General features: G+C 34.7%; 43 protein-coding genes. 11 read left to right on the top strand and 32 right to left on the bottom strand.

Translation table 11 applies throughout. The features are described from left to right. Positions 1-67: 67 nt before the first annotated feature. The 5 genes from Q0Y61_RS00215 to mog are packed head-to-tail and all read left to right on the top strand — an operon-like array spanning position 68 to position 2151. Positions 68-418 (top strand): hypothetical protein, encoded by a 351-nt coding sequence (locus tag Q0Y61_RS00215; protein ID WP_297809530.1) that lies wholly within the window; start codon positions 68-70, stop codon positions 416-418. A 13-nt stretch (positions 419-431) separates the two neighbouring features. Continuing rightward, positions 432-653, top strand: a complete 222-nt coding sequence (locus tag Q0Y61_RS00210) for a MoaD/ThiS family protein (RefSeq protein ID WP_297809528.1) — start codon at positions 432-434, stop codon at positions 651-653. Next, positions 654-1109, top strand: coding sequence for a molybdenum cofactor biosynthesis protein MoaE (locus tag Q0Y61_RS00205; protein WP_297809526.1), 456 nt, complete (start codon positions 654-656; stop codon positions 1107-1109). 1 nt (position 1110) lies between these two features. Beyond that, entirely contained in the window at positions 1111-1605 is a 495-nt protein-coding gene (mobB, locus tag Q0Y61_RS00200; RefSeq protein ID WP_297809524.1) for a molybdopterin-guanine dinucleotide biosynthesis protein B, read from the top strand. A gap of 3 nt (positions 1606-1608) precedes the next feature. Further along, a complete protein-coding gene (gene mog, locus Q0Y61_RS00195; protein WP_297809522.1) occupies positions 1609-2151 on the top strand; it encodes a molybdopterin adenylyltransferase in 543 nt (180 codons plus the stop codon). Positions 2152-2375: 224 nt separating this feature from the next. On the opposite strand, the gene Q0Y61_RS00190 is transcribed toward mog, so the two are convergent. From Q0Y61_RS00190 to Q0Y61_RS00035, 32 genes are all read right to left on the bottom strand, one after another. Next, the gene (locus tag Q0Y61_RS00190; protein WP_297809520.1) at positions 2376-2900 is read right to left on the bottom strand and encodes a DUF6033 family protein; all 525 of its coding nucleotides are present in this window, start codon (positions 2898-2900) and stop codon (positions 2376-2378) included. Between the two features lie 170 nt (positions 2901-3070). After that, on the bottom strand, positions 3071-3421 hold the full coding sequence (rplQ, locus tag Q0Y61_RS00185; protein ID WP_297809518.1) for a 50S ribosomal protein L17: 351 nt from the start codon (positions 3419-3421) through the stop codon (positions 3071-3073). 10 nt (positions 3422-3431) lie between these two features. Beyond that, a complete protein-coding gene (locus Q0Y61_RS00180; RefSeq protein WP_297809516.1) occupies positions 3432-4421 on the bottom strand; it encodes a DNA-directed RNA polymerase subunit alpha in 990 nt (329 codons plus the stop codon). Between the two features lie 19 nt (positions 4422-4440). Beyond that, a complete protein-coding gene (gene rpsD, locus Q0Y61_RS00175) occupies positions 4441-5067 on the bottom strand; it encodes a 30S ribosomal protein S4 (protein ID WP_297809514.1) in 627 nt (208 codons plus the stop codon). 9 nt (positions 5068-5076) lie between these two features. Continuing rightward, a complete protein-coding gene (gene rpsK / locus Q0Y61_RS00170; RefSeq protein WP_297809512.1) occupies positions 5077-5469 on the bottom strand; it encodes a 30S ribosomal protein S11 in 393 nt (130 codons plus the stop codon). 10 nt (positions 5470-5479) lie between these two features. Continuing rightward, positions 5480-5848, bottom strand: a complete 369-nt coding sequence (gene rpsM, locus Q0Y61_RS00165) for a 30S ribosomal protein S13 (RefSeq protein WP_297809509.1) — start codon at positions 5846-5848, stop codon at positions 5480-5482. Between the two features lie 13 nt (positions 5849-5861). Beyond that, a complete protein-coding gene (gene rpmJ / locus Q0Y61_RS00160; protein ID WP_005022299.1) occupies positions 5862-5975 on the bottom strand; it encodes a 50S ribosomal protein L36 in 114 nt (37 codons plus the stop codon). 258 nt (positions 5976-6233) lie between these two features. Beyond that, a complete protein-coding gene (gene infA, locus Q0Y61_RS00155; protein WP_297809507.1) occupies positions 6234-6452 on the bottom strand; it encodes a translation initiation factor IF-1 in 219 nt (72 codons plus the stop codon). 22 nt (positions 6453-6474) lie between these two features. Continuing rightward, positions 6475-7233 (bottom strand): type I methionyl aminopeptidase, encoded by a 759-nt coding sequence (gene map, locus Q0Y61_RS00150; RefSeq protein ID WP_297809505.1) that lies wholly within the window; start codon positions 7231-7233, stop codon positions 6475-6477. Further along, complete coding sequence (gene secY, locus Q0Y61_RS00145) at positions 7233-8492, bottom strand: preprotein translocase subunit SecY (protein ID WP_297809503.1); 1260 nt, start codon at positions 8490-8492, stop codon at positions 7233-7235. The genes map and secY overlap by 1 nt, the downstream gene beginning before the upstream one ends. Further along, positions 8492-8893: a 50S ribosomal protein L15 gene (gene rplO / locus Q0Y61_RS00140; RefSeq protein ID WP_297809501.1), complete on the bottom strand. Its 402-nt coding sequence runs from the start codon at positions 8891-8893 to the stop codon at positions 8492-8494. The genes secY and rplO overlap by 1 nt, the downstream gene beginning before the upstream one ends. A gap of 10 nt (positions 8894-8903) precedes the next feature. Further along, positions 8904-9344, bottom strand: a complete 441-nt coding sequence (gene rpsE, locus Q0Y61_RS00135) for a 30S ribosomal protein S5 (RefSeq protein ID WP_297809498.1) — start codon at positions 9342-9344, stop codon at positions 8904-8906. A gap of 8 nt (positions 9345-9352) precedes the next feature. Continuing rightward, entirely contained in the window at positions 9353-9709 is a 357-nt protein-coding gene (gene rplR, locus Q0Y61_RS00130; protein WP_297809496.1) for a 50S ribosomal protein L18, read from the bottom strand. Positions 9710-9718: 9 nt separating this feature from the next. Then, positions 9719-10255 carry a 50S ribosomal protein L6 gene (gene rplF, locus Q0Y61_RS00125; protein ID WP_297809494.1) on the bottom strand — a complete coding sequence of 179 codons (537 nt, stop codon included), beginning with the start codon at positions 10253-10255 and terminating at the stop codon, positions 9719-9721. A gap of 10 nt (positions 10256-10265) precedes the next feature. Then, on the bottom strand, positions 10266-10661 hold the full coding sequence (gene rpsH, locus Q0Y61_RS00120) for a 30S ribosomal protein S8 (protein WP_297809492.1): 396 nt from the start codon (positions 10659-10661) through the stop codon (positions 10266-10268). A 9-nt stretch (positions 10662-10670) separates the two neighbouring features. Next, on the bottom strand, positions 10671-10856 hold the full coding sequence (locus tag Q0Y61_RS00115; RefSeq protein WP_115551083.1) for a type Z 30S ribosomal protein S14: 186 nt from the start codon (positions 10854-10856) through the stop codon (positions 10671-10673). Next, the gene (gene rplE / locus Q0Y61_RS00110; protein WP_297809489.1) at positions 10849-11403 is read right to left on the bottom strand and encodes a 50S ribosomal protein L5; all 555 of its coding nucleotides are present in this window, start codon (positions 11401-11403) and stop codon (positions 10849-10851) included. The genes Q0Y61_RS00115 and rplE overlap by 8 nt, the downstream gene beginning before the upstream one ends. 3 nt (positions 11404-11406) lie before the next feature. Next, positions 11407-11637 (bottom strand): 50S ribosomal protein L24, encoded by a 231-nt coding sequence (rplX, locus tag Q0Y61_RS00105; protein ID WP_297809487.1) that lies wholly within the window; start codon positions 11635-11637, stop codon positions 11407-11409. Then, positions 11637-12005 carry a 50S ribosomal protein L14 gene (rplN, locus tag Q0Y61_RS00100; RefSeq protein WP_026943275.1) on the bottom strand — a complete coding sequence of 123 codons (369 nt, stop codon included), beginning with the start codon at positions 12003-12005 and terminating at the stop codon, positions 11637-11639. The genes rplX and rplN overlap by 1 nt, the downstream gene beginning before the upstream one ends. After that, a complete protein-coding gene (rpsQ, locus tag Q0Y61_RS00095) occupies positions 12002-12268 on the bottom strand; it encodes a 30S ribosomal protein S17 (RefSeq protein WP_297809484.1) in 267 nt (88 codons plus the stop codon). Before rpsQ ends, rplN begins: the two co-directional genes overlap by 4 nt. Continuing rightward, the gene (rpmC, locus tag Q0Y61_RS00090; RefSeq protein WP_297809482.1) at positions 12265-12462 is read right to left on the bottom strand and encodes a 50S ribosomal protein L29; all 198 of its coding nucleotides are present in this window, start codon (positions 12460-12462) and stop codon (positions 12265-12267) included. Before rpmC ends, rpsQ begins: the two co-directional genes overlap by 4 nt. Then, entirely contained in the window at positions 12449-12874 is a 426-nt protein-coding gene (rplP, locus tag Q0Y61_RS00085; RefSeq protein ID WP_026943272.1) for a 50S ribosomal protein L16, read from the bottom strand. Before rplP ends, rpmC begins: the two co-directional genes overlap by 14 nt. Before the next feature lie 3 nt (positions 12875-12877). Next, positions 12878-13585 carry a 30S ribosomal protein S3 gene (rpsC, locus tag Q0Y61_RS00080; RefSeq protein WP_297809479.1) on the bottom strand — a complete coding sequence of 236 codons (708 nt, stop codon included), beginning with the start codon at positions 13583-13585 and terminating at the stop codon, positions 12878-12880. Continuing rightward, positions 13585-13914, bottom strand: coding sequence for a 50S ribosomal protein L22 (gene rplV / locus Q0Y61_RS00075; protein WP_297809476.1), 330 nt, complete (start codon positions 13912-13914; stop codon positions 13585-13587). Before rplV ends, rpsC begins: the two co-directional genes overlap by 1 nt. A gap of 11 nt (positions 13915-13925) precedes the next feature. Beyond that, on the bottom strand, positions 13926-14207 hold the full coding sequence (rpsS, locus tag Q0Y61_RS00070; RefSeq protein WP_297679869.1) for a 30S ribosomal protein S19: 282 nt from the start codon (positions 14205-14207) through the stop codon (positions 13926-13928). A gap of 9 nt (positions 14208-14216) precedes the next feature. Continuing rightward, positions 14217-15044, bottom strand: a complete 828-nt coding sequence (gene rplB, locus Q0Y61_RS00065) for a 50S ribosomal protein L2 (protein WP_297809474.1) — start codon at positions 15042-15044, stop codon at positions 14217-14219. Positions 15045-15054: 10 nt separating this feature from the next. Further along, complete coding sequence (locus Q0Y61_RS00060) at positions 15055-15336, bottom strand: 50S ribosomal protein L23 (RefSeq protein WP_297809472.1); 282 nt, start codon at positions 15334-15336, stop codon at positions 15055-15057. Between the two features lies 1 nt (position 15337). After that, on the bottom strand, positions 15338-15952 hold the full coding sequence (gene rplD / locus Q0Y61_RS00055; RefSeq protein WP_297809469.1) for a 50S ribosomal protein L4: 615 nt from the start codon (positions 15950-15952) through the stop codon (positions 15338-15340). After that, entirely contained in the window at positions 15949-16527 is a 579-nt protein-coding gene (rplC, locus tag Q0Y61_RS00050) for a 50S ribosomal protein L3 (protein ID WP_297809467.1), read from the bottom strand. The genes rplD and rplC overlap by 4 nt, the downstream gene beginning before the upstream one ends. An 11-nt stretch (positions 16528-16538) precedes the next feature. Next, positions 16539-16850, bottom strand: a complete 312-nt coding sequence (gene rpsJ, locus Q0Y61_RS00045) for a 30S ribosomal protein S10 (protein ID WP_297809465.1) — start codon at positions 16848-16850, stop codon at positions 16539-16541. A gap of 518 nt (positions 16851-17368) precedes the next feature. Then, positions 17369-18061: an endonuclease III gene (gene nth / locus Q0Y61_RS00040; RefSeq protein WP_297809463.1), complete on the bottom strand. Its 693-nt coding sequence runs from the start codon at positions 18059-18061 to the stop codon at positions 17369-17371. 8 nt (positions 18062-18069) lie between these two features. Continuing rightward, positions 18070-20661 carry an AsmA-like C-terminal domain-containing protein gene (locus tag Q0Y61_RS00035; protein WP_297809461.1) on the bottom strand — a complete coding sequence of 864 codons (2592 nt, stop codon included), beginning with the start codon at positions 20659-20661 and terminating at the stop codon, positions 18070-18072. On the opposite strand from Q0Y61_RS00035, the gene mltG reads away from it, so the two are divergent. The 6 genes from mltG (at position 20594) to Q0Y61_RS00005 (ending at position 25588) form a co-directional block, all read left to right on the top strand. Beyond that, positions 20594-21544 (top strand): endolytic transglycosylase MltG, encoded by a 951-nt coding sequence (gene mltG, locus Q0Y61_RS00030; protein ID WP_297809459.1) that lies wholly within the window; start codon positions 20594-20596, stop codon positions 21542-21544. The two genes, Q0Y61_RS00035 and mltG, sit on opposite strands and share 68 nt — an antisense overlap. A 167-nt stretch (positions 21545-21711) precedes the next feature. Next, positions 21712-22653 (top strand): malate dehydrogenase, encoded by a 942-nt coding sequence (locus Q0Y61_RS00025; RefSeq protein WP_297809457.1) that lies wholly within the window; start codon positions 21712-21714, stop codon positions 22651-22653. Between the two features lie 89 nt (positions 22654-22742). Next, positions 22743-23054, top strand: coding sequence for a 4Fe-4S binding protein (locus Q0Y61_RS00020; RefSeq protein ID WP_297809455.1), 312 nt, complete (start codon positions 22743-22745; stop codon positions 23052-23054). An 11-nt stretch (positions 23055-23065) separates the two neighbouring features. Beyond that, positions 23066-24193, top strand: a complete 1128-nt coding sequence (locus Q0Y61_RS00015) for a 2-oxoglutarate synthase subunit alpha (protein WP_297809453.1) — start codon at positions 23066-23068, stop codon at positions 24191-24193. Position 24194: 1 nt separating this feature from the next. After that, positions 24195-25028 carry a 2-oxoglutarate ferredoxin oxidoreductase subunit beta gene (locus Q0Y61_RS00010; protein ID WP_297809451.1) on the top strand — a complete coding sequence of 278 codons (834 nt, stop codon included), beginning with the start codon at positions 24195-24197 and terminating at the stop codon, positions 25026-25028. Further along, a complete protein-coding gene (locus tag Q0Y61_RS00005) occupies positions 25025-25588 on the top strand; it encodes a 2-oxoacid:acceptor oxidoreductase family protein (RefSeq protein WP_297809449.1) in 564 nt (187 codons plus the stop codon). Before Q0Y61_RS00010 ends, Q0Y61_RS00005 begins: the two co-directional genes overlap by 4 nt. The last annotated feature ends 150 nt before the right edge of the window (positions 25589-25738 follow it).

Genomic DNA, 25738 nt, shown 5'->3' with positions numbered 1-25738 from the left:
TTTCTCCTTTACTTTATTATTTAAATGTTATAAAATTATAACCAAATTAAATTTTTAAGGAAAATTTATGAAATCTATTTTTAAACTTCTGCTCGCAACTTTTTGCATCACTTCTATGAATGCTGATAATTTTGTGCAAGCCACTAAACCTCCTGTTGAACCAAAAGTTGTCGTTAAAGTCCCTCCACTTACACCTTTTGATGAAACATTACAACAAGAAATGAAAAAATATCCACAAGATTCTATGTTTTTCGTAGATGGCAAGACAGGCAAGATTCTATCTGTCAATAAAACTCCAAGTGTAAAGTCTAGCGGACCAAATCCTGGAAAATTCTATCCAAGAGATGAGGTAGTTCCCAATAATCCCAATCAAACAGCTCCTTACAAGATACAAGAAGAACGTATTGATTTACTCTAAGGCAAGGTAAAAAATGATAGAAATTGAATTTTTAGGACCACTTGGCAATAAAACCTTTCAAAGTCAAGCCAAAGATTTTTATACATTAAAGCAAGAACTACAAGCAATTCCAGAGCTAAAAGATTGGCTAAAAGATTGCGCTATTGCCTTAAACAATGAAATTATTACTTCATTGGATACACCAATTAAAAATGGTGATAAGATTGCGCTATTGCCTCCGGTTTGTGGTGGATAAATGCAAACGGACATTGATGGATTAGAAATTTTTGAAGGTGCACTAGATACCACTACAATCTACAAAAATTGGATTAATTTTAGCTCCCAAGCTAATTTGGGTGCTAATGCAATTTTTACAGGAATCGTGCGCTCCGAGAATGGTTGTGAGGGCTTGAGTTTTGATATTTATCCTCCGCTACTAGAGCTTTGGTTTTTAAAATGGGCAAAAAAAGCCCTTGAAAGTGAGGTTTTACTCAAAATGGCGCATTCCAAAGGCGATGTTTTAAACCACCAAAGCTCGTATATGGCAGGAATCTTTAGCTCACAAAGACGTGAGACTTTAGAACTATTTGAGGATTTTATTGAAGACTTCAAGCATCGTGCGCCAATTTGGAAATATGATTTAAAAAATGGACAAAGAATCTATGCAAGAGAGCGTAGCTATAAACTACCACATAGTGGAATCCTAAGCTAAAATGAGAGCCATTGCATTCACAGGAAATTCCAATAGTGGAAAAACTACATTAATAGAGAAATTAACTCTGTATTTAAAGATAAATTTTCCAAATAAACGCGTAAGTATTATTAAGCACGACCCAAAAGACAAAGCGACTTTGGACACTCCCGGCAAAGATTCCGCAAGGTTTTTTCAAACAGGAGCTGATATAGCAATACGTGGCGCAACACAGACGACCTTAAGATTTCATAAAAATTTAAGCATAGATTCTCTCATTGATTACTTTGAAGAATATGACTATTTGTTTGTAGAAGGATTAAAAGAGCTATCCCTACCTAGAATCTGTGTCGCCAGAGATTACTTTGATGAGCGGTTTTTACCCTACATTCAGGCGATTGCAATAGACCCTACTCTCAAAAAGGAATTGCTCAACTCCTATAAACTCCCTATCTTAGATTTAAATAATGCGCAACAAATCTTAGAATGGATTAATGCAAATATAAAGGAACTTTAGAATATGAAAACAAATAATAAAAAAGCAAAAATAGGTATTTTAACTTTATCTGATAGAGCAAGTGCTGGGATTTATGAAGATATTTCAGGCAAAGCAATTCAAGAAACTTTAAAGCAATATTTAATCACGGACTTTGAATGTATCTACCGTGTCATTGGAGATGATTTAGAAGATATTCAATACAACTTAATAGAATTGACGGACAAAGAACAATGCGATTTAATTATCACCACAGGTGGCACAGGACCAGCACCACGTGATGTAACACCCGAAGCTACTGAAGCGGTATGCCAAAAAATGCTTCCAGGATTTGGAGAGCTTATGCGTCAAGTGAGCTTAAAATATGTGCCAACTGCTATTCTCTCACGTCAAAGTGCAGGGATTCGTAATAAAAGCCTTATTATTAATCTTCCTGGCAAACCAAAATCTATTCGCGAATGTTTGCAGGCTGTTTTTCCTGCGATCCCTTACTGTCTTGATTTAATTGGTGCAATCTACTTAGAAACTGATGAAAAGGTTATCAAGGCATTCCGCCCAAAGGCATAACATAAAGACAACTTTCTGCTGTCCTTACGAGCGAACCAATCTATAATATTGCATAAATAAAACTTTATAATAAAATCTTACAAAGTGAGATTTTAATTAAGGATTGCTTTTGGCATTACCTCGTAAGGACGAGTAGCAAATGTCTTTAATTTGCAAAATTATGGATTGCAACACTTGCATTTGAATGATATAGCGAGTGTAATGCAATTCTATATTTTAAAATTTTAAGCTTTCATATTTAGTGTGAAATTTACTGAAAAATCCTCTTGCCTCTCCTCTCTTTCCTCGCGTTCTTTGCGAATTTTTTCTAGCTCTTCTAACATTTTTTCTATGTAGCTTTTCTCGCTAGATTCACCCTTAGAGCGACTAACAGCCCAACTGCTTACGCTCCCATCGGCATTAATCACAAATCCACTTGCTTCAATTTCGCCACCAAATAAGCCTTTTTTAATAGGATTCTTGGCAACTTCATTTATATCATAAATCAATGCTTCATATTTCTCACACACTTTGGGGTCATCTGCCACTTCTTTTAAAATATTTGGAGCAATACTAAGATTATTCAAGCCTTTTTGCTCATTGGAATTAAAGTTAAGGTTTGAATATTTAACTACAATCTCACCTAAAAGTGCATTGGAAGTAGAATCACTAGAATCCTTTTGCACTCCTTTTATATCGCCAAACTTTTGGCTTTTCACATAGTCATACGCCGCTTGTGAAACATAAATATCGCCTATTTGCACTGCCATTACTTACTCCTTAAATAGAATCATATAGACTATATCTGCATTTGAAGATAAAAATAAAGGGGAAAAAATCAAGTTTCCGCACTATTGTGCAAGTATTGTTGTGAGATACAATATTAGCATTTTGTGCTTAGGGGAGAATTCATCCCAAAAGCACCAATGCACAATCTAAGCTATGCAAGTTCTACGATTGCCATAGGAGCAGCATCACCAACTCTTACTCTTGTTTTGATGATTCTTGTGTAGCCACCATTTTTATTAATATATTTTGGTGCAATTTCTTTAACTATTTTCTTCACAGAATCTTTATGTTGCAAATGAGAAAAGACTAGGCGATGTGCCATAGAATCACCTTTTCTTGCTTTTGTAATTAGTTTTTCAAAATAACTTTGCAATTCTTTTGCTTTTGGAAGGGTAGTCTCAATTTTCTCACTTGCAATTAAAGCAATGGAAAGATTTTTTAGCAAGGCTTTCCTATGAGAACTTGTTCTTCCTAACTTTCTATATCCGTGTCTATGTCTCATTTATTATCCTTTAGTTGGAAAATTTTTTCTTAAGCAATGCAATTAAATCTTCAGGAATTTCTTTACCAATAGGATAACCTAATTCTTCTAATTTCACAGTAATTTCATCTAAAGATTTTTTGCCTAAATTTTTAATATTTTTAATTTGTTCTTCGCTAAGAAGCACAATTTCGCCTAAATATTTAATGCCAAACCTATCCAAACAATTAAAACAACGCGCACTAAAATTTAAGCCATCAATTGTTTGTGATAATATCTTAATTTCCGGACAATCTTCATCTCCATTATTAATTTCTGGCACTTCAATATTTAATTCTGTATTGAAAATAGCCATTTGCTTGTGCATAACGCTTAGAGCATTTTTAAAAGCTGTTAATGGTGCAACTTGTCCATCTGTTTGAATATCAAAAATTACTTTCTCATAGTTGGGATCATCTTCTACAAGCATATTTTCAGTATTATAGGTTACATTAGTAACAGGAGTAAAATAAGAATCCAATGGCATAAAACCATCTGGAACTTGATTTCTTATTTTTTCGCTTGGCACATAGCCAATCCCTCTACAAATTACGATAGAAAAATTCAATACTGCATCTTCATTAATAGTCGCTAAATGGACATTTGGCGTAACAACTTCTACAATATCGTTTGTTAAATCAGCACCTGTAAGAACTTTTGGACCTGTAAATTTATAATCTACACTGATACTTTCACTTTCATCTTTACCTTTAAAACGAATCGTTTTAAGATTAACAATAAAATGCGATACATCTTCTACCATACCACGCACGGAATCAAACTCGTGTGCTACACCAATAATCCTTAATGCAATGGGAGCAAACCCAACAGAACTTCCAAGCAATAATCTGCGCAAAGGATGCGCTAAAGTGATAGCATATCCAGATTCAAAAGGATATGCAACGATTTGAATCCTATTTGTAGTGATTTCTTTCACTTCAATTTTTGTTGGAATATGCGGAGAAGTTTTAATACTTTTCATACTAACACCTTCCTACAAATTATTTAGAATATAACTCAACAATGAGCCTTTCTTCAATTGGAATAACTACTTCTTCTCTCTCTGGTAAGCGTGTAAATATTCCAAACACTTTATCTTGATCTACATCTACCCACGGCACAATCCCAGTTTGCTTTGTTAATTCAATAGCTCTTTGAATTTGTGGATTTTTTTTGGACTTCTCACAAATCTCTACTTTTTGTCCTACTCCAACAAGAGCAGAAGGAATATCTAGTTTCTTGCCATCTACTAAAATATGTCCATGCACCACAAGTTGTCTTGCAAAACGCCTAGTAGTAGCAAATCCCATTCTATAAACGACATTATCCAGTCTTCTTTCAATTAATTTTACAAGATTTTCCCCTGTATTTCCTTCTAAACGATTTGCTTCAATGAAAATTGAACGAAATTGTTTTTCAGAGATTCCATACATCATTCTTGCTTTTTGCTTTTCACGAAGCTGAATCCCATATTCTGAAATTTTGCCTCTTCTTTGTCCGTGTTGTCCGGGACCATAAGGACGCTTATCTAATGCACTCTTCCCCGCTAATCTTCGCTCACCTTTTAAAGCAAGACTAACACCAAATCTTCTTTCAATTTTTTCAACAGGACCTCTGTATCTAGCCATTACTTCTCCTTACACTCTTCTTCTTTTAGGTGCTCGGCAGCCATTGTGAGGCAATGGTGTAACATCTTTAAACCATAAAACTTTAATGCCCTCAATACTTCCCAAACTTTTCACTGCAGTTTCTCTACCACTACCTGGACCTTGAATTTTCACTCCCAATTCTTTGATTCCGTGTTCTTTTGCCTTAGAAACCGCATCTTCAACTGCTTGTTGTGCTGCATAAGGGGTTGATTTTTTACTTCCCTTAAACCCCAATGCACCTGCTGTACTCCAGCAAATGACATTGCCCATTTCATCGGTGATTGTTACGCTTGTATTGTTAAAAGCTGCAGAGATATGAATAATCCCTCTTGCAATATTCTTTTTCACAATCCTTTTTTTATTTACATTTCTTTTAGCCATTATTTACTCCCTATTTTGATGCGCTACCAACAGTTTTTCGCTTACCTTTACGTGTTCTTGCATTATTTTTTGTTGTTTGACCACGAACAGGTAAGCCTTTACGATGTCTAAGACCGCGATAATTACCTAAATCCATAAGAGCCTTAATGTCCATTGTAACTTTTTTGCGCAAATCACCCTCTACGATATGATGAATTTGAATTTCTTTTGCAATAGAAGAAATTTCATCTTCACCAAGGTCTTGAACCCTCTTGTCATAAGAAATATTGACAGCATTTAAAATATTTCTTGATGTCTTTAAACCAATACCATAAATATAGGTTAAGGCATATTCAATTCTCTTTTTTTTGGGTAAATCAACACCAGCAATTCTCGCCATTATTTTTCCTTTTCTATCCTTGTCTTTGTTTATGTTTTGGATTCTCGCAAATTACTCGAATCACGCCTTTTCTTTTAATAACCTTACATTTGTCACACATTTTTTTGACAGAAGGTCTAACTTTCATAGCTTACTCCTAACTTCCTAAGGCGAATACCTTGTAAATACTCTACATTAAATTTAGAAAAATATCTAAACTATTGCTTTTGGAATGCTTTAAATAATTTATCACTTCCTATCTTAATAGGCATTGAGTTTATAGTCCTCAAAGGCTATCCAAATCACCTAAACGACTATGATTGCTGTTGAAACTAAATATCTAAAATGATAGATTTAAATATAATTTGCAATAAATCGCAGATTATATTTAAAACCTTATTAAAATCTACTTATACCTAAAAGTTATTCTACCTTTATCTAGACTATAAGGCGTTAGTTCTAATTTTACTTTATCGCCTTGTAAAATTTTAATATAGTGCATTCGCATACGCCCTGCTATATGACATAAAATCACATGTCCATTTTCAAGCTCTACACGAAAGGTTGCATTTGGTAAAGCTTCTTTCACAATCCCATCTACTTCAATTACATCATCTTTTGCCACTTTATCTTCCTTTTTAATTCTCTTATTCTAAAGACAAAATTTCAGCCTTGCCCTTCACAATAGCAACCGTATGCTCATAATGACTCCCTCTCAATCCATCAACTGAAACGACACTCCAATCATCTTCCAAGATAACAGGCTCACCTTCTTTTTGACAAATCATTGGTTCAATGCAAAAGACCATTCCTTCTTTAATTTTGTCGCCTTGCTTGGCTTTTTTACCTTCCAAATAATTTGGAATCTCTGGCTCTTCATGCGGCTTTTTCCCGATTCCATGACCACAAAAACCACGTAAAGGGACATAACCATAATCCAAAATAAATTGCTCTATTAATGCACTTAGTTCTTTAAAGTGCATACCAACTTTAATCTGTTGAATTGCAAAATATAAAGTATCCTTAGAACACGCAATCAACCGCTGATCTGCTTGCGAGATATTACCCACACCGCAGGTAATAGCTGCATCACCATACCAGCCATTAAGTTGCACCCCAATATCAAGCCCTACAATGTCACCCTCTTGCAATTTATAATCATTTGGGATTCCGTGAATAATCACTTCATTTACAGATGTGCAAACCGAGCCACTAAAACCATAAAGCCCTTTAAAAGAAGGAGTTGCTCCACAAGAACAAATCATCTCTTCACCTATTTGGTCTAATTCTTTAAGAGTGATACCGGGCTTAATCTGACTTTTCAAGTGGTTTAATGTCCTACCTACAATCTTATTCGCAGCTTTTAGAGCTTGAATTTCAGCAGGTTTTCTGATTGCAATTGACATTACAACCCTACTGCACTAAGCGTTTTATATTTATTCATATAAATTTGGGCTTCAATCTTACGCATTGTATCTACTGCTACTTGCACAACAATTAATACTGCAGTTCCACCAAAATAAAATGGCACGCCTGAGGCTTTCACTAACACCCAAGGCAAAGTTGCAATAACTGCCAAATATAAAGCACCCCAAAAAGTTAATTTATTAGCAACTTCAGTTAAAAAATTTGCTGTGCCTTCACCTGGACGAATTCCAGGTATGAATCCACCTTGACGTTTAAGATTCTCTGAAATGTCTTTTGCATTAAACACAATAGAGGCATAAAAATAAGCAAAAAATACAACCAAGAAAAACATTAACACATTATACAAATAACCATTAGGATTTAAAAAATCTGCAATTTGCATAATTACACTATTAGAAGAACTTTGTAAAATTGTGCTTGGAAACATTAAAAGCGCGGATGCAAAGATGGGAGGAATTACTCCGCTTAGATTCATCTTGATTGGAATATAATTCATAATCCGTTTATCTTGATTTTGCATCACCACCTTGCGAGAATAGGAAATAGGGATTCTACGTTCGCCCAATTCTATAAAAATAATACTAAGGACTGTTGCAACAATAACCACTGCAATAAATAACAATACCAGCCAACTAATCTGATTTGTATTAACAAGATTAAAGGTGCCTGCAATTGCACTTGGAATCCCAGAAACAATTCCTCCAAAGATAATCAAGCTAATTCCATTGCCAATACCTCTTTGTGTAATTTGCTCTCCAATCCACATTAAGAGCATTGTACCACATAACATAGAGAATGCAGAAATAGCAATAAAGATATTCATATCAATCATAATTGCTCCATTAACACCTGTGCCTAAGCTTTTTAATCCAATAGAAACTCCTATGGCTTGAATTAATGTGATTACAACCGTTGTATAACGAATAATTTGCATATATTTTTGCATTCCATCACGTTCTTTTTTCATTTTGCCAAGATTGGGAAAAGTTGAAGCAAGGAGTTCCATAATGATAGAAGCAGTGATATAGGGCATAATTCCAAGCGAAATAATACTAAGCCGTTCTACGGCATTACCGCTAAACATATTGAATAAGCCTAAAGCATTGGAAGCATTATTATCAAAAAAAGCTTTAATTACGGTGGTATCAACGCCAGGAACAGGAACATAAGCCAATATACGATAAGCCAAAAGAAAGCCTAAAGTAATAAGAATCTTATTGACAATTGTTTTGTTCATTATTTTTGTCCACTTGTTGTAATTCTTTCATCTTTGATTTTTGATACAAGGCTTTTAGCATCTGTACCAATTAATTTGATTTTACTTATATGACTTGAAAATTTATGAACTGATTGAATTGTTTCAAAAGTAATTTCATTCAAACTTGCAATTGCCTTGATAGATTCAATATTAATCACATAAGGTTTTGTTACGCGACTTGTAAAACCAACTTTTGGGAGACGTCTTTGTAAAGGTTGCTGCCCACCTTCAAAACCTCTTTTTTGTTTGGAGCCTGTTCTTGCAGTTTGCCCTTTACCGCCTCTTGTTGAGGTTTTACCCATACCACTTCCTTGTCCTCTTCCTATCCTTTTAATTTTTTTTACACTACCCTTTGCGGGTGTTAAATTTTCTAATGCCATAGACTTCTCCTTATGCTTTAACTTTAGCAAGGGCTTCAATAGTAGCACGCACAACGTTATAAGGATTATTTGAACCTAATGACTTTGTTAAAATATCCTTAATTCCTGCTTTTTCTAACACCGGACGAACAGAACCACCTGCAATAACGCCTGTTCCTTCACTAGCCGGTTTCAATAAAACAACACTAGAATTATATTTTTCCTGAACATCGTGTGCAATTGTTGTACCTTTAATATTCACTTTAATAATGTTTTTAAATGCATCATCAATTGCTTTTTTGATTGCATCTGGCACTTCTTTGGCTTTACCAAGACCAAACCCAACCAAACCAGCCTTGTTGCCCACAACCACCAAAGCATTAAAACGGAATCTACGACCTCCTTTAACTACTTTAGTTACGCGTCCAATATTCACAACATATTCTTCAAACTCTTCTCTATTAATTTCCATATTATCCCCTACAAATTGATTCCATTCTCACGAAGAGAATCAGCAAAGCTTGCGACAACACCATGATACAAATAACCATTTCTATCAAAAAGCACTTTGTTAATATTTGATTTTTTAAGATTATCTGCTAACGCAACCGCAATTTTTTTCACATCTTCTTTATTATTTTTTAAGCCCATCTTTTTACCATCTACACTTGCCAAAGTTACGCCTCTGGAATCATCAATAGCCTGTGCATAAAAATATCTATTTGAACGAAAAATACTTAACCTAGGAGTAGTGGCACACCCAAAAATTTTTGCGCGGATTCTTAATTTCCTCTTAAATCTCAAACTTCTTTTTTTTCTAATAATTTTATTTATCATTATTTATCCTTACTTTTTAGAAGTTTTACCAGCTTTGCGGATAATACGCTCATCAGTATATTTCACTCCCTTACCCTTGTAAGGTTCTGGTGGTCTAAACTCTCTAATTTCAGCTGCAATCTGTCCAATTTGTTGCTTATCACAACCTTTAATAGTTACAAGATTTTTATCAACAGAAATCTCAACGCCTTCTGGTATATCATAGTTAATAGGGTGGGAAAATCCAAGCATAAGTTCTAAAACTTTACCTTTTACCGCCGCTTTGTAACCTACACCATTAATTTCTAACTGCTTTGTAAAACCTTCTGTCAAACCTACTACAATATTATTAGCTAAAGCCCTATATGTCCCCCAATATGCTTTAGCCTGTGCATTTTCACCATTTAATAAAAAAGTTAATTCGCTATCTTTTAATGAAATACCTACACGATGATAGGTTTCCAATTCTTTTGTAAGTTTGCTACCCTTAAAAACTATTTTGCTCCCTTCAATGCTCACTTGAACATCACTTGGAATGCTAATAGGTTTCTTTCCAACTCTTGACATTACATAACTCCTACCAAATACTGCAAAGGGCTTCACCACCCACATTTGCCTTATAAGCATCTTCGTTGGCAATTACACCCTTGCTTGTGCTTACAACAATTGTTCCATAACCATTTTTAAAACGTTTTAACTCGTTCCTACCTTTATAAACGCGCCTTCCAGGTTTTGAAATCCTTGTAATTTCATTAATAACCGTATGCCCTTTTTCATCATATTTTAAAACTACATTAATAGAATGTTTTTTATCTTTTTCTATGACTTTAAAGCCCTCAATAAAACCCTTTGCTTGAAAAACTTCAAGAATAGATACTACAATTTTTGCATAGTATAGATTCGTAGTGTCCAAGCGTCTCATACTTGCATTCCTAATTCTTGTTAAAGAATCTGCAATAATATCATTTACCATTTTCTTTCCTTACCAACTTGCTTTTCTAAGTCCAGGTATTAAGCCTTCATTTCCCATTTTACGAAGACAAACACGACAAATACCAAAATCCCTATAAACAGAGTGTGGTCTTCCACAGATAGAACACCTTGTATAAGCTCTAACTTTAAACTTGGGCGCTCTTGCTGCCTTTGCAATCATAGATTTTTTAGCCATTGGTTCTTCCTTTTGCAAAAGGTAAGCCAAAAAGCTCAAGCAACTTGAAAGCGTCTTTGTCATTTGCAGCCGAAGTTACAAATGTAATATTCATACCATGACTTACCATAATATCATCATAAACTACTTCTGGGAAAATTAATTGCTCATTTACACCGAAACTATAATTTCCTCTACCATCAAATCCATTGCGAGGAACTCCTCTGAAATCTTTTACTCTTGGAAGTGCAATCACGATAAGTTTTTCAAGAAAGTTATACATCTGATTACCTCTTAGAGTAACTTTTGCACCCATTGGCATTCCCTCACGCATTTTAAACCCTGCAACAGACTTTTTAGCAATAGTAATCACTGCCTTTTGTCCAGCAACCAATGAGATAGTATCCGCAATATTTTGCATAATTTTAGTGTCTTTTGCGTGCATACCTGCACCAACACTAATAACAATTTTTTCTAATTTTGGCAAGAGCATAGGATTTTTAATTCCCAATTCTTCTGCTAACTTTGGTCTAATTTCATTTTTATAGGCAGTTTTTAAAGCAAACATAGATTAGCCCTCCGCTTTTTTGACATTTGAAATATGAATTGGCATTTCTTTATCCACAAAACCACCTTTAGGATTCTTATCAGTTGGTTTTACAGCCTTCTTTGCAACTTTACAACCCTCCACAATCACTTGAGAAGTTTTAGGTAATACTTGTAAAATCTTAGCCTTTTTACCTTTATCATCGCCCGTAATCACTTCTACTAAATCACCTTTTTTGATTTTAAACTTCGCCATCATAATACCTCCGGTGCTAATGATACAATTTTCATAAAATTAGCATAACGAATTTCTCTTCCAACAGGTCCAAAAATACGCGTTCCTATAGGATCTCTCTTGCTATCTAAAATGACTGCGGCATTATCATCAAAGCGAATTAAAGCACCATCCTCACGATGTAATTCCTTTTTAGTTCGGACGACAACTGCTTTAACAACCTGACCCTTTTTAACTTTTCCACTTGGAAGAGCTTTTTTAACAGAAGCAACAATCACATCACCTACGGTAGCATAACGTCTTTTGCTTCCACCCAAAACTTTAATACACATAACTTCCTTAGCACCACTGTTATCTGCAACATTTAATCGTGTAAAACTTTGAATCATAATTCAACTCCTACAGATACAACTTTATGAAGCACAAAGGCTTTTCTCTTAGAAATTGGTTTGCACTCCATTGCTTCAATTACATCTCCAACTTTTACGCCATTACTTTCATCATGCACGATATAGCGTTTAAATCTCTTAACAATTTTCCTATATTTTGGATGTATAACACGTCTTTCTACTAGAATCGTTACACTTTTATCACCAGCTTTTGTAACAACCTTTCCAACAATCACTCTTTTATGCGGTTGCACACTACTCATACTTGCGCCCTCCTTTTAGCATTCAGAGCTGTTTTGATCTTTGCAATATCTTTTTTGGTAACCCTTATTTCACTTGAATTTGTAAGTTGCATAGTTCTTAGTTTCAAATTCAATTCAAATAGAGATGTCTCTTTCTCTTTCAAAAGAACATTTAACTCTTCAATAGTTTTTGTATCAATCTCAGTATATTTCATTTTCACCCTCTCTTGTTACAATTTTTGTTTTAAAAGGGAGCTTACTTTGAGCTAAAGCTAATGCACTCCTTGCAAGGGACTCATCTACGCTGCCCATCTCATAAATGATTCTACCAGGTTTAATATTCATAACCCATTTATCCACAGCGCCTTTACCTTTACCCATTCTTGTTTCAAGCGGTTTAGCAGTTAATGGTTTATCTGGAAAAACACGAATCCAAACCATTCCTGTTCTTTTTGTTGCACGCGTCATAGCAATACGAGCTGCTTCAATTTGACGTGAATCAATTCTGCCATGTTCTATTGCTTTAATCCCAAATTCACCAAATGCCAATGAAGTTCCACGAAATGCTTTACCGCGATTGCGCCCTTTCATTTGCTTTCTATATTTTGTTCTTTTTGGCATTAACATTGTTTATTGCCCCCTTCTTTTTCTTGCTGGACGACTTGGTTTTTCTTCGCCCTCTTCATTTTGCTTTTCTACTTGGATTCCTTTTTGCAACACTTCACCTTTAAAAATCCAAACTTTCACACCAATATTACCATAAGTCGTCAAAGCCTCTGCAAAACCATAATCAATTTTTGCCCTTAAGGTATGGAGTGGAATTCTACCTTCCATATACCATTCAGTTCTAGCCATTTCAGCTCCTGCTAAACGACCAGATACACGAACTTTGACTCCTTTTGCTCCTGATTTCATCGCAGCTTGCATTACTTTTTTCATCGCTCGCCTAAAAGCTACACGTCTTTCAAGCTGTGTAGCAACACTTTCAGCAGATAATTGTGCATTACTCTGTGGTTTTTTCACTTCTTTAATGTTAATAAAAATATCTTTATCAACAATTTTCTTCAAAGATTCTTTTAGTTTCTCAACATCTGCACCTTTTTTACCTATAATGATACCCGGACGAGCTGCAACAACTGTTACACGAACTTTTTTAGCCGTGCGTTCAACTAAAATATCACTTACACCAGCATAATAAAGCTCTTTTTTTAAAAATTTTCTAATTTTGTGGTCTTCCGCTATATTTTGCGGCGCACTAGTAAAAGAAGGAAACCATCTTGATTCCCAATTTCTATTAATACCAAGTCTTAGACCAATCGGATTAACTTTTTGACCCATTACTTATCCTTACTTTTTTGTGCTACTTCCACAAAAATATGTGAAGTAGGTTTTCTAACTGGAGTTGCTCTGCCTCTTGCTCTTGGCGTAAAGCGTCTAAGCACAGGACCTGCATCGACTCTACAAGAAGAAACAATTACATTTTCAGCCTCATAACCACCATTTGCAACCGCTGATGCAATCACTTTAGAAATTATTTTTGCTGCTTTATTTGGCATAAATTCTAGCGAAGCAATTGCCAATTCAGCATTCATTCCTTGAACTTCTCTTGCAATCAACCTTGCTTTTATGGGAGACAAACGAATATATCTTAATAATGCTTTACTCATTTTCATTCCCTTTATTTACCAATTTTCTTTTGGACACTGCCTTTGTGTCCTTTGAAAGTTCTTGTAGGAGCAAATTCACCCAATTTATAACCAACATGATTTTCTGTTACATAAACAGGAACAAAAGCTCTACCATTATGCACATTAAAAGTAAATCCAATCATATCAGGCACAATAGTGCTTCTACGCGACCAAGTTTTAATTGGTTTATTGTCTTTCGTCTCTTTTGCTTTTAAAACTTTTTTCATTAAATGTTCATCAACAAAAGGACCTTTTTTTATTGATCTAGCCATTGATTTTCCTTATTTTTTTCTTCTTGAGATAATCAACTTATCACTTGCTTTCTTTCTTCTTGTTTTATAACCTTTTGCTGGCATACCCCAAGGAGAAACCGGATGTCCGCTAGAACCTGTTTTACCTTCACCACCACCGTGTGGGTGATCCACTGGGTTCATTGCTGCACCTCTAGTCTGAGGACGAATTCCCAAATAACGATTCCGTCCAGCTTTACCAATAGAAATATTTGCAAAATCTTCATTACCAACTGTTCCAATAGTTGCCATACATTCACCAAGAATATAACGCATTTCGCCACTTGGCATTCTCAAAATAGAATATTTGCCTTCCCTACCCATTAATTGCGCACTAGCTCCTGCACTTCTTGCAAGCTGTCCACCGCGACCAGGATACATCTCAATGTTATGAACCACTGTTCCAATGGGAATATTCTTAATTTTCATCGCATAGCCTAAACGAATATCCAATCCTCCTTCTGCAGAAATAATCGTATCACCTACATTTAAACCACTTGGTTGAATAATGTATCTTCTATCACCATCTTTATAATTGATTAATGCAATTCTACAATTTCTATATGGGTCATACTCAATTGCACTAACTTTACCCTCAACATTATATTTATTACGTTTAAAATCAATGATACGATAAAGTTTTTTTGCTCCACCTTCTTTATGGCGACTTGTGATTCGACCATTATTATTTCGTCCTGCATGCACAGGGAGCTTAACCAATAATTTTCTTACACTAGCTTTTGCAGTAATATTTTCCGAACTGAGATTGCTCATAAATCTTCTGCTTGGAGTGTATGGTTTATAAGTTTTAATTGCCATTTTTTACTCCTTAAACTGCCAATGATTCAATTTTTGCGCCTTCTGGAAGTTTGACATAAAACTTCTTGAAATTGCTTCTTTTACCAATAACACCACGAAATCGCTTAACTTTTCCCTCTTGTCTTAAAGAATTAATAGATAAAGGTGTTACACCAAAATATTCTCTAAACACTTCTTTTAATTGTGTTTTACTTAATTTTGGAGAAGTTTGCACTACGAGAACGCTTTGTTCTTGCAATTTCAAAGACTTCTCTGTATACATAATGGATTTAATATCTGTAATACTTGCCATCTCAACCCTCTTTAGCGATAGATTCAAAAAGCGATTTTTCAATCACTACAGACCTAAATGTTGCTACTAAATAAGCATTTAATTCAGCACCATCAATTAAATAACAATCTTTAATATTCCTAAATGCCATAAATGTTTTTTCATCAAAAATTTGCGAAACAAAAAGTGTGTTTCTTTGGTTCATTGTTTTAAAGAACGCATAAGCATCTTTTGTTTTACCACTTTCTACTTTAATTTTATCTACGATAAATAAACTATTTGCATTTGCTTTTTCCAACAATGCATATTGCAATGCAAGCTTTTTTTGCTTTTTATTTACCTTTAGATTATAGTTTCTATTATTGCTTGGTCCGTGTGCGACACCACCACCTACAAAAACAGGTGAAGTAATGCTTCCAGCTCTTGCTCTACCACCGCCTTTTTGACTCCACGGCTTTTTACCACCACCACTTACTATACCACGAGTTTTAGCCATTGCACTATTTGCACGCAATGAAGCTAAGAATGATTTAATATATAAATAGAGATTGTGCGAACTAATCCCCTTGTAACATTCTGGTAGTTGTGCTTCACCAGATTTTTTCAAATCTTTATCTAAAACAATTGCTTTACTCATTTTATAACCTTTAACTTACCAAATGCACCTTTAAAGCCCGGAACAGAACCTTTTAAAACAAGCACATTATGTTCTTTATCAAAAGAAACAATTTCATTCTGCACTGTTACTTTTTCATTACCATAGTGTCCCGCCATTTTTTTGCCTGGTTGAACACGACCTGGCCACTCACGATTCCCGATAGAACCAGGAGCTCGATGGAATCTACTTCCGTGCGCACCTGGACCACCTTGAAAGTTCCATCGCTTCATTACACCGCTAAAACCACGTCCTTTTGTATTAAAAGAAACTTTTACTCTTTTTACATTTTCTAGAATGGATAAATCTAAATCGCCTACTTCTGCATTTTTCACTTCAAGGGTTGCAAATTTATTGTATTCTTTCCCAAGATTATATTTTTTTTGCTGACCTACAATAGATTTATTTGTAACTTTTCCTTGATGATAAGCAATGAGAGCTTTTCCACTTTCTAGGATTTCACAAACTTTTGCAGATTTAACCTTTAGCAAAGTAACAGGAATACTTGGCTTAGCAACGGTTCTACTCATTCCAATTTTTTCTACTAAAAATTCCATTTATACCCCTCTCATTTACCCATTGAACGAACTTCTACATCCACTTCTGGTGCCATATCTAATTTTGTCAGACTATCCACAGTATCTGGAGTTGCTGAAACAATATCAATGATTCTCGTATGCACTCTAATTTCAAATTGCTCTCTTGAATCTTTATTGATATGGGGAGATTTCAAAACAGTATAACGTCTCTTTTTAGTTGGAAGCGGTATAGGACCACGAATCTCTGCACCGGTTCTCTTAACAGCTTCTACGATTGAGATAACTGACCTATCAAGAACACGATGATCATACGCTTTTAACTTAAGTCTAATTTTTTCCATATTAATTTTCCTTAACAAAGAACTCATCTAACATTTAATCGCTGATGTATATTTTGGAAGCCGAGATTATACTAAACATTCTTTATTTTTGACAATATTTTTTGACAATATTTTTTGATATTTTTGTAATTTATTTCCTTTATAAAAGGATATAAATAAAATTTAGAGACTTTAAAAATCAACTATAATTTTTCTATTCATTGTTCATTGCCTGTTATAATTAGTAAAATAAACCAAAAATTAAGGAGTTTGCTATGACAAACTAGGGCTGATTGATGACGTAGGTGTAGAAATTCACAATCCTTATTACAAAGGCATTGTTTGAGGCATACAAACTCTCATTAAATCAGGCGTGCAAATCGCTGCAATGGCTTACAATATAGGACATTTGGTTTACGATGAATTTATATATTCAAGCCTGTGCATTGAAACAATTTTAGAGGATTAATGCAGAATCTCGCAATTGATGTGATTCTAAACTTTGCAAAAGCAAGTCCTTTTCTCATCTATCTTAACAATTAACAACGATAAGTTGTTTTGCTCTTACACAAGTGATTCAAAAAACATTCTTGACATTTGGGGTTAATTGCTTTGCAAATGTATCTTCCAAAAAGCACCATTGCTTGATGCAGTGTTGCTAAATTATCTTGATAGGCTTTTGTTAAATCTTTTTCTGTGGCTATTGGCGTGTTAGCACTACTCAATCCTAAACGATGAGACACACGAAAAACGTGTGTATCTACCGCGATAAAATTTGCTTCCTTAGATTCTATCAGCACGACATTGGCTGTTTTTTGCCCAACTCCTGGTAGAGACTTTAACGCTTCACGCTCTAATGGAACTTGCCCATCAAACCGTTGACAAATTTCTTTTGCCATTGCTTTTAGATTTTCTGCTTTGTTATTAAAAAAACTACAAGTCTTAATATATTCTTTGATTTCATCTAAGGGAGCATTTTGCAAATCTTTTGGTGTCGGATATTTATCAAAAAGTGCAGGCGTGATAAGATTTACACGTTTGTCTGTGCATTGGGCTGACAACATTACAGAGATTAAAAGTTCAAAATCATTGCGATAATTCAATTCTGTCTTAGCGTTTTTGTAATGCTCTAAAAAAAGCGCTTTAATCTGTGCAATCTCTTTCTTGGTTGCTTTTTTTAACTTGGAATCTTTAGAGAGTTTAGAATCTTTTTTTGATGTTGAACTTGACATTTTTATCCTTAGTTGAAAATTTCAAAGGGTGAAGTAACGACACGTTTTAAAATATTAAAAGGAGATAACAAAATATCTTCGGCTGCTTGAGTATGCACTTGCGGATTCTCTAGCGTACCATCAACCTTAAAGGCTGTTGCAATTGTGCCATCCTTGCCCAACAAAATATAATTTACTAACGGAATCTTATTAATAATCCCACTCAAAGATTTTGCGGTAATTAATTCTGCGTTGAAATTAAGTGTTTGGGATTCTAATTGCATAATTCCTCTTCCTTTAATATCAATAGAAGAACCTTTGAAATCAAGAGATTCAATAGCTAAAAACTCATCACTTAAACCAAATTCCACCACTCCTTCATCAACATAATATCCTTGATTATTAAAGCCGGGTGATTTAAGGCTCAAAAGGGAAGGAATTGTATCCACAAATGCCATAATATTTTGTAAAACTTTCATCTCATTTAATGAAACATTTAAAAAGGTAATTTTACCAACTAACACACCTTTTGCATTTGTATTCGCATTCATAAAAAAACGTCCATTCTGAAAGCCTTTTTTCTGAATAAGAGTATTGACAAATTCATCTCCAAACTCCCTTAAATCAAAAGTCACAGAATCTCCACGTTTATAAAAGTCCGCTTGTCCATTTTTATGCTTTAAGCTTGCTTTAATCTCTCCATTTACAAGGGTAATTTTAAAAGAATCTGCTAAAATTGTGCGTTCTTTAATAAACAAATTAGAATTTTGCCCCTCTACAAGAATAGGTATTGCTTTATCTTTAGAATCATTAGCAGAAATTTTATTCAAATCCAACCCTAAACTAAGGTTTTTTAAGCTTACCCTTTTGGCTTCTGCACTGCTCTGCAAAATAAAAGAATCATCTTTAGTTCGCAAAGTAAAACCTTCTGGAGCATAATTAAAAGCCAAATCCATTACACCAATGGGTTGATTATCTTGTTTATGTCGCAAAATTTCTTGTCCTGTATGCAAAGAAACATTGGCAGAATAGCTTTTAAAATCTTGTGTGATAATTTGCATTTTCCCCTCTTTAACCTTGTATTCTTGCAAGATTTGAGAAAATGGCACAACTGCACTTAACTTTTCAAGATTAAAAACGTAATTCTGTCCAAGAATTACGTTAAAGTCAAATGTTGGCAAAGCGAAAACAACCTTTTCGTTTTGTGTAAAATTCACATTAAAGGGTAAGGACTGATTTTTAATTTGCAAGATTTCAGGAGATTCTTTAGAAAGCAAAAGTGAAGACACAAGCAAATCTCCACTAATCAATTTTGTTTTAGTATCAATAATGAAATTAGAATCAGTTTTAAGCAATTCTTGGTGTCTTGTATTTTTGGTTTCTACTTTGACAAGATGATTATCCAATTGAACATTTAGGGAATCAGAAACTAATGGAACACCATTGAATAGAATTTCAATATCTTTTGATTTAAAAATTCCTTTTGTTGTTAAATCTAATGTATCTAAATCTACACCTATATATAAGTCTGCCATAATTTTTGCATTTGCTGCACTAAGTGGCAAAGTAATTTCATAGGCTTTTAAGAGATTTAAAATCTCGGAATCTAATGTGGTATTGGATTTAATATAAACTTGTAAAAGCGGATTTTGACTTGTAATTTCTTTTAAAGCCACTTGACTACCATTTGCTCTATGATTTTGATAAGTTGGATTGAGCAAACAAAATTCCAAAGAATTATTTTGAAAAATCAATTTCACGGATTCTGCGTGGGCGGGTGGAAGATGAGGATTAAAAATCACTTCTGCATTGTGTGCTTCCCCCAATACATATAAAGACGCAAGAGAATCTTTAATAATACTTTTACTTTTCAATGGAATGGAAATAAAAAATTCATTAATCCGCGCAGTTTCCACGCTATAATTATCAAAAATCCAACTTTCTACAAGTTTATTTTCAATGTTTGGAAGCAAATCCCGCAAGAATTTAATATCTGCAAAGGTATCACTTGAACCTTTTATATTGAGATTTCTAAGATTGCTTTGAACCTGTAAATTAAGACGCATATAAGAATAATAGCTTTTACGATTCACAAAGCTAAGATTTCCGTCTATTTGGATATTTTGGCGACGTAAATCGTATTCTCCCTTGCCGTGATAATAGATTCCATAAGGTTTGAGATATAAATCTTGAATTTGAATCATTACTTTAGAAGATTCTTCTTTTAGATTGATTTTGGCATAAAATTCTGGTAAATTTAGAGTGAAATTATCTCCATCGTAATAAAGATTGGCTTGATAATCTTGAATATCAATTTTTTGAATATCAATTTTTTGAAAATATTGTAAAATCAAATGAATGCCTTTAGCGTATCGTATCTGTGTATTGATATTAAAATCATTAGAAGGGGTAGTTTGTATCTTGTTAAGGTTTAAAGATTTTATTTCTAAAATCAGTTTTTTATCTAATCTTAGATAAAATCCCTGAATTTGTGTTCCGGCTAGCCCGAATCGCTCAATTTTAATTCCATTATATAAAAAGGCATAAAGTGCAATGAATATTCCAAGAAAAAAAATAAAAAATAAGGTAATTTTTAATGCTTTAGTAGATAGTTTTTTCATTTTGCTCATTATTTTATGTTTTTATTTACAAATTCCGATGAACTCTAGCCGTGTGGTTTATATACCAAAGGGTAGGACAAATGAAATTATAACATACTTAAAGAAAAATAATTTTGATCTTTTAAGCATTGACAAACAAATCATCAGATTTTTTGGCTACCCACAAAGTGGTTGGTTGAATATTGGATACACACGCTTGAGTAAAGGGGACTTCCTCTATGCACTTGCCAATGCAAAGGCTGCATTAGAAGAAATTACCTTAATTCCCGGTGAGACTTTATATTTTTTCATTAAAAATCTTAGTCAGCAATTAAATTTAGATGAAAAGGCTCTGCACTTAGCCTATGCAAATTATGCACCAATGATAGAAGGTGTTATCTTAGCAAATACCTATAAAGTGCCAAAAGGCATTAGCGAGACACATTTGATGTATTACCTAGTCAATACTTCTTTAAAAGAACACGAAAAATGGGCAATCAAATTTCTAGGACAATATGACCAAAACCAATGGTTTAGATATATCATTATTGCTTCCATTATTCAAAAAGAATCCGCGAATGAGGAGGAAATGCCACTTGTTTCTGCTGTGATTAGGAATCGTTTAGAAAAAAAAATGCGCTTACAAATGGACGGCACTTTAAATTATGGAAAATATTCTCATACCAAAGTTACTCCAGAAATGATACGAAATGATACAACTAGTTACAACACTTATCGTTATGATGGAATCCCAAAAGCACCTATTGGAAGTGTAAGCTTTAAGGCAATTCAAGCAGCAATATTTCCCGCAAATGTTGATTATCTCTATTTTGTGAGAAATAAAAATGGTGTGCATTCTTTTACAAAAAACTATGATGAACATTTAAAAAATTTTTCAAAATAAGAAAAAGCGTCTATAAAAACTCAAAATATAAGATTAATTTAAGAAGAAATACTTGAAAATACTTTATAAACAAGTCAAGCAAAAAGTTAAATAAAACTTTGCTTTTTATATCACGATCGCAAGATTAATAATTTTTAAAATCATCTAAAATTATTATAAGGACAAAAATGGAAAGAGTTAAAAAAGTTGGAATTATTGGTGCAGGCAATGTAGGCTCTACTTTAGCCTATATTCTCTCTGCCACCACACCTTATGAAATTGTTTTACAAGATAAAGACAAAGACCGCGCAAGAGGAATGTTGCTAGATATGTTCCAAGCTTCTTGTGTTAGCACAAAATTTACCAAACTTGGTGTGATTGCATCACCTAAAGACTTAAAAGGTTGTGATGTGATTGTCATTGCTGCAGGTTCGCCAAGGCTACCAGGTATGAGTCGTAATGACTTACTTTTTGCTAACGCAAAAGTTATTAGTGAAGTCTCTAAAAATATCAAAGAAAATTCACCAGAAGCAATTATTGTCTTAATTACCAATCCACTAGATGCTATGGTTTATACCGCTTTAAAAGAAACAGGCTTTAATCCAAAACAAATTATGGGAATGGCTGGCGTTTTAGATAGCGCAAGAATGGTGAGTTTTATTTATGAAAAATTACAATGTGCGCCAGGACAAATTATGGCACCTGTAATGGGTGGTCACGGCGATGATATGGTGCCGCTTCCACGTTTCTCTATGGTTAATGGTGTGCCACTTGTTGAATTATTAAATCAAAATGAAATTGAGGAGGTTGTGCAACGCACAAGAAATGCTGGAGCTGAAATTGTCAGCTGTCTTAAAAAGGGTTCAGCTTATTTTGCACCAGCAAGGGCAGCAGCAGAAATGGTTAGAGCCATTATGAGTGATAGCCACAAAATTTTGCCCTGCTCTGTATTATTACAAGGTGAATACGGCTATAACGATGTGGTCGGCGGTGTTCCGGTGGAGCTTGGAATCCACGGAATTGAGCGTATCGTGGAATTAAAACTTAATGCAGAAGAAAAAACACAATTTGAACGTTCTATTCAATCAGTTAAAAGCTTGATTGAAGCGTTAAAAAATGATTTTTTCTAAATCTATTTCAAGGAGGCAAACATTAAAATTTTACAAAGTGCAAAATTACACGAAATAGGTTTAAAATTTAGAAAATAAAGGAGTTCAATATGGGATTATTAAAAGCCCCTGATAATACACCCGTTTGGGTTAATGAAAATCGTTGTAAAGCGTGCGATTTATGTGTATCTGTTTGCCCAACAGGCACTCTCGCAATGCGTTTAGACGAACATAGAGTTTTAGGAAAAATGGTAGAAGTGCTTCACCCTGAAAGCTGTATCGGTTGTCAAGATTGCGAATTGCATTGTCCTGATTTTGCCATTGCAGTTGCCGATAGGAAAGAATTTAAATTTGCAAAATTGACTGATGAAGCAAAACAAAGAGCTGAAGCTATTAAAGCAAATGGCTATATGGTGCTATAAAGGAGCAAGAAGTGAGTAGAGAATTAATTTCAAGCGGAAATGAGCTAGTCGCACACGCAGCAATTGATGCGGGCTGTAAGTTTTTTGGGGGTTATCCTATCACTCCTTCTAGTGAAGTTGCTCACGAGATGAGTGTGTTGCTTCCACGAGAAAATGGAAGTTTTATCCAAATGGAAGATGAGATTGCCGGAATCTCTGTTGCATTGGGTGCGTCTATGAGCGGAGTAAAATCAATGACAGCAACTTCAGGACCTGGAATTTCACTAAAAGCTGAACAAATCGGACTTAGTTTTATGGCTGAAGTGCCTCTTGTCATTGTAAATGTTATGCGTGGGGGACCATCTACTGGACTTCCAACTCGTGTTGCACAAGGCGATGTTGCACAGGCAGCACACCCAACACACGGGGACTACCAATCAATTGCTTTATGTCCTGGTAGCTTAGAAGAAACTTATACAGAAACCTTCCGTGCTTTCAACTTGGCAGAAAAATTTATGACCCCTGTCTTCTTGCTTTTAGATGAAACACTAGGACATATGCACGGCAAGGCTATTGTGCCAGAATTAAAAGAAATACAACAAACTATCGTGAATCGTCGCACTTATAATGGAGATAAAAATTCTTACAAACCTTACGATGTGCCACAAAATGAACCCGCAATTCTTAATCCATTCTTCCAAGGTTATCGTTATCACATCACCGGACTTCATCACGGACCAACAGGCTTCCCAACAGAAGATGCCGTGCTTTCTCAAAAATTAATTGACAGACTTTTTAATAAAATCTTGAGCAAAAAGAAAGAAATCGTAACTTATGAAGAATACAGATTAGATGATGCTGAAATTCTATTGATTGCCTATGGTTCTGCTTCAAGAAGTGCAAAAGAAGCGGTGGATAGATTAAGGGAAGAAGGGAAAAAAGTTGGCTTGTTTAGACCCATTACTCTTTGGCCATCTCCTGTTGAAGAACTTGCAAATTTAGGCAAAAAATTTAATAAAATCTTGGTTGCAGAACTCAACAAAGGACAATATGTTAAAGAAATAGAGCTTGCGATGAAAAAAGAAGTGGCATTACTTGCAAAAGCAAATGGTCGCCCTCTCTCTCCAATGGAAATTATGAGCAAAATTAAGGAGTTATAAAATGGCATTTAATTATGATGAATATTTAAGAGTTGATAAAATGCCGACACTTTGGTGTTGGGGTTGTGGTGATGGCGTAATTTTAAAATGCATCGTTCGTGCAATTGACAAATTGGGCTGGAATATGGACGATGTTTGTTTGGTCAGTGGAATCGGTTGTAGTGGGCGCGTCTCTTCTTATGTGAATTGCAACACTGTGCATACCACACACGGCAGGACACTTGCATATGCCACAGGAATTAAACTAGCAAATCCTACCAAAAAGGTAATTGTAGTAGGGGGTGATGGTGATGGTTTAGCCATTGGTGGTAACCATACTATCCACGCTTGCAGAAGAAATATTGATATTAATTACGTTTTAATCAATAACTTTATTTATGGATTGACAAACTCTCAAACCTCACCAACTACACCTAAGGGAATGTGGACTGTAACTGCTCAATATGGAAATGTAGATCCAGAATTTGATCCTTGCAAACTTGCTACTGCAGCGGGTGCTAGTTTTGTTGCTAGAGAGTCTGTTTTAGACCCAAAAAAATTAGAAAAAGTTCTAATAGAGGGATTCTCAAATGAAGGTTTTAGCTTCTTTGACATCTTTAGTAACTGCCACGTCAATCTAGGTAGAAAAAATAAAATGGGTGAAGCAATTGATACTTTAAAATGGATTGAAAGTCGTATTCTCTCTAAGAAAAAATACGAAGAACTAAGTGAAGAGGAAAAAGCAGGAAAGTATCCCACAGGAATCCTCCACCACGACACAAATAAAACAGAATATTGCAAAGCTTACAAACAAGTGCAAGAAAAAGCACAAGCGAAAAAAGGAGGTGCAAAATGAGAAGACAACTCCGATTCACAGGTGTCGGTGGGCAAGGTGTTTTACTAGCAGGTGAGATTCTAGCAGAAGCACAGATTAAAACAGGTGGCTATGGAGTAAAAGCTGCAACTTACACTTCTCAAGTGCGTGGAGGACCAACAAAAGTTGATATTCTACTAGATAAAGATGAAATCCTTTATCCGTATGCTAACGATGGAGAGGTAGAATATATGCTCTCCACAGCACAAGTCAGCTATGACCAATTCAAAAGTGGTTTGAAAGAAGGTGCAATCATCGTGGTAGAGCCAAATCTTGTAACCCCAAATGCAGAGGATAAAAAGAAATTTAAAATCTATCCTATTCCAATTATTAGCATTGCCAAAAATGAGGTAGGCAATGTTGTAACACAATCTGTGGTTGCACTAGCAGTAACCGTAACACTAACTCAATGTGTAGAGCGCGACTTAGTTTATGAAACAATGATTAGTAAAGTGCCTGCAAAAGTCGTTGAACTCAATAAAAAAGCTTTTGAACTTGGCGAAAAATACGCTAAAGAATCTCTAGCGAAAGGCTCCCTATAAAATAGCCCTTTGGGCTGGGGAACTTATTTTTACAATATTTAATAAAACATTATTCCAAATCATCTCTTATAAGGAATCCTATGTCAAAAACAAATAAATATATGGGGGGGGGGGCAAAATAAACTAAAGTCTTTTATCCAAAATAAGAAA

The organism is uncultured Helicobacter sp., assembly GCF_947367035.1.
GTDB lineage: Bacteria > Campylobacterota > Campylobacteria > Campylobacterales > Helicobacteraceae > Helicobacter_D.
This window is presented reverse-complemented; position numbering and strand designations above follow the sequence as displayed.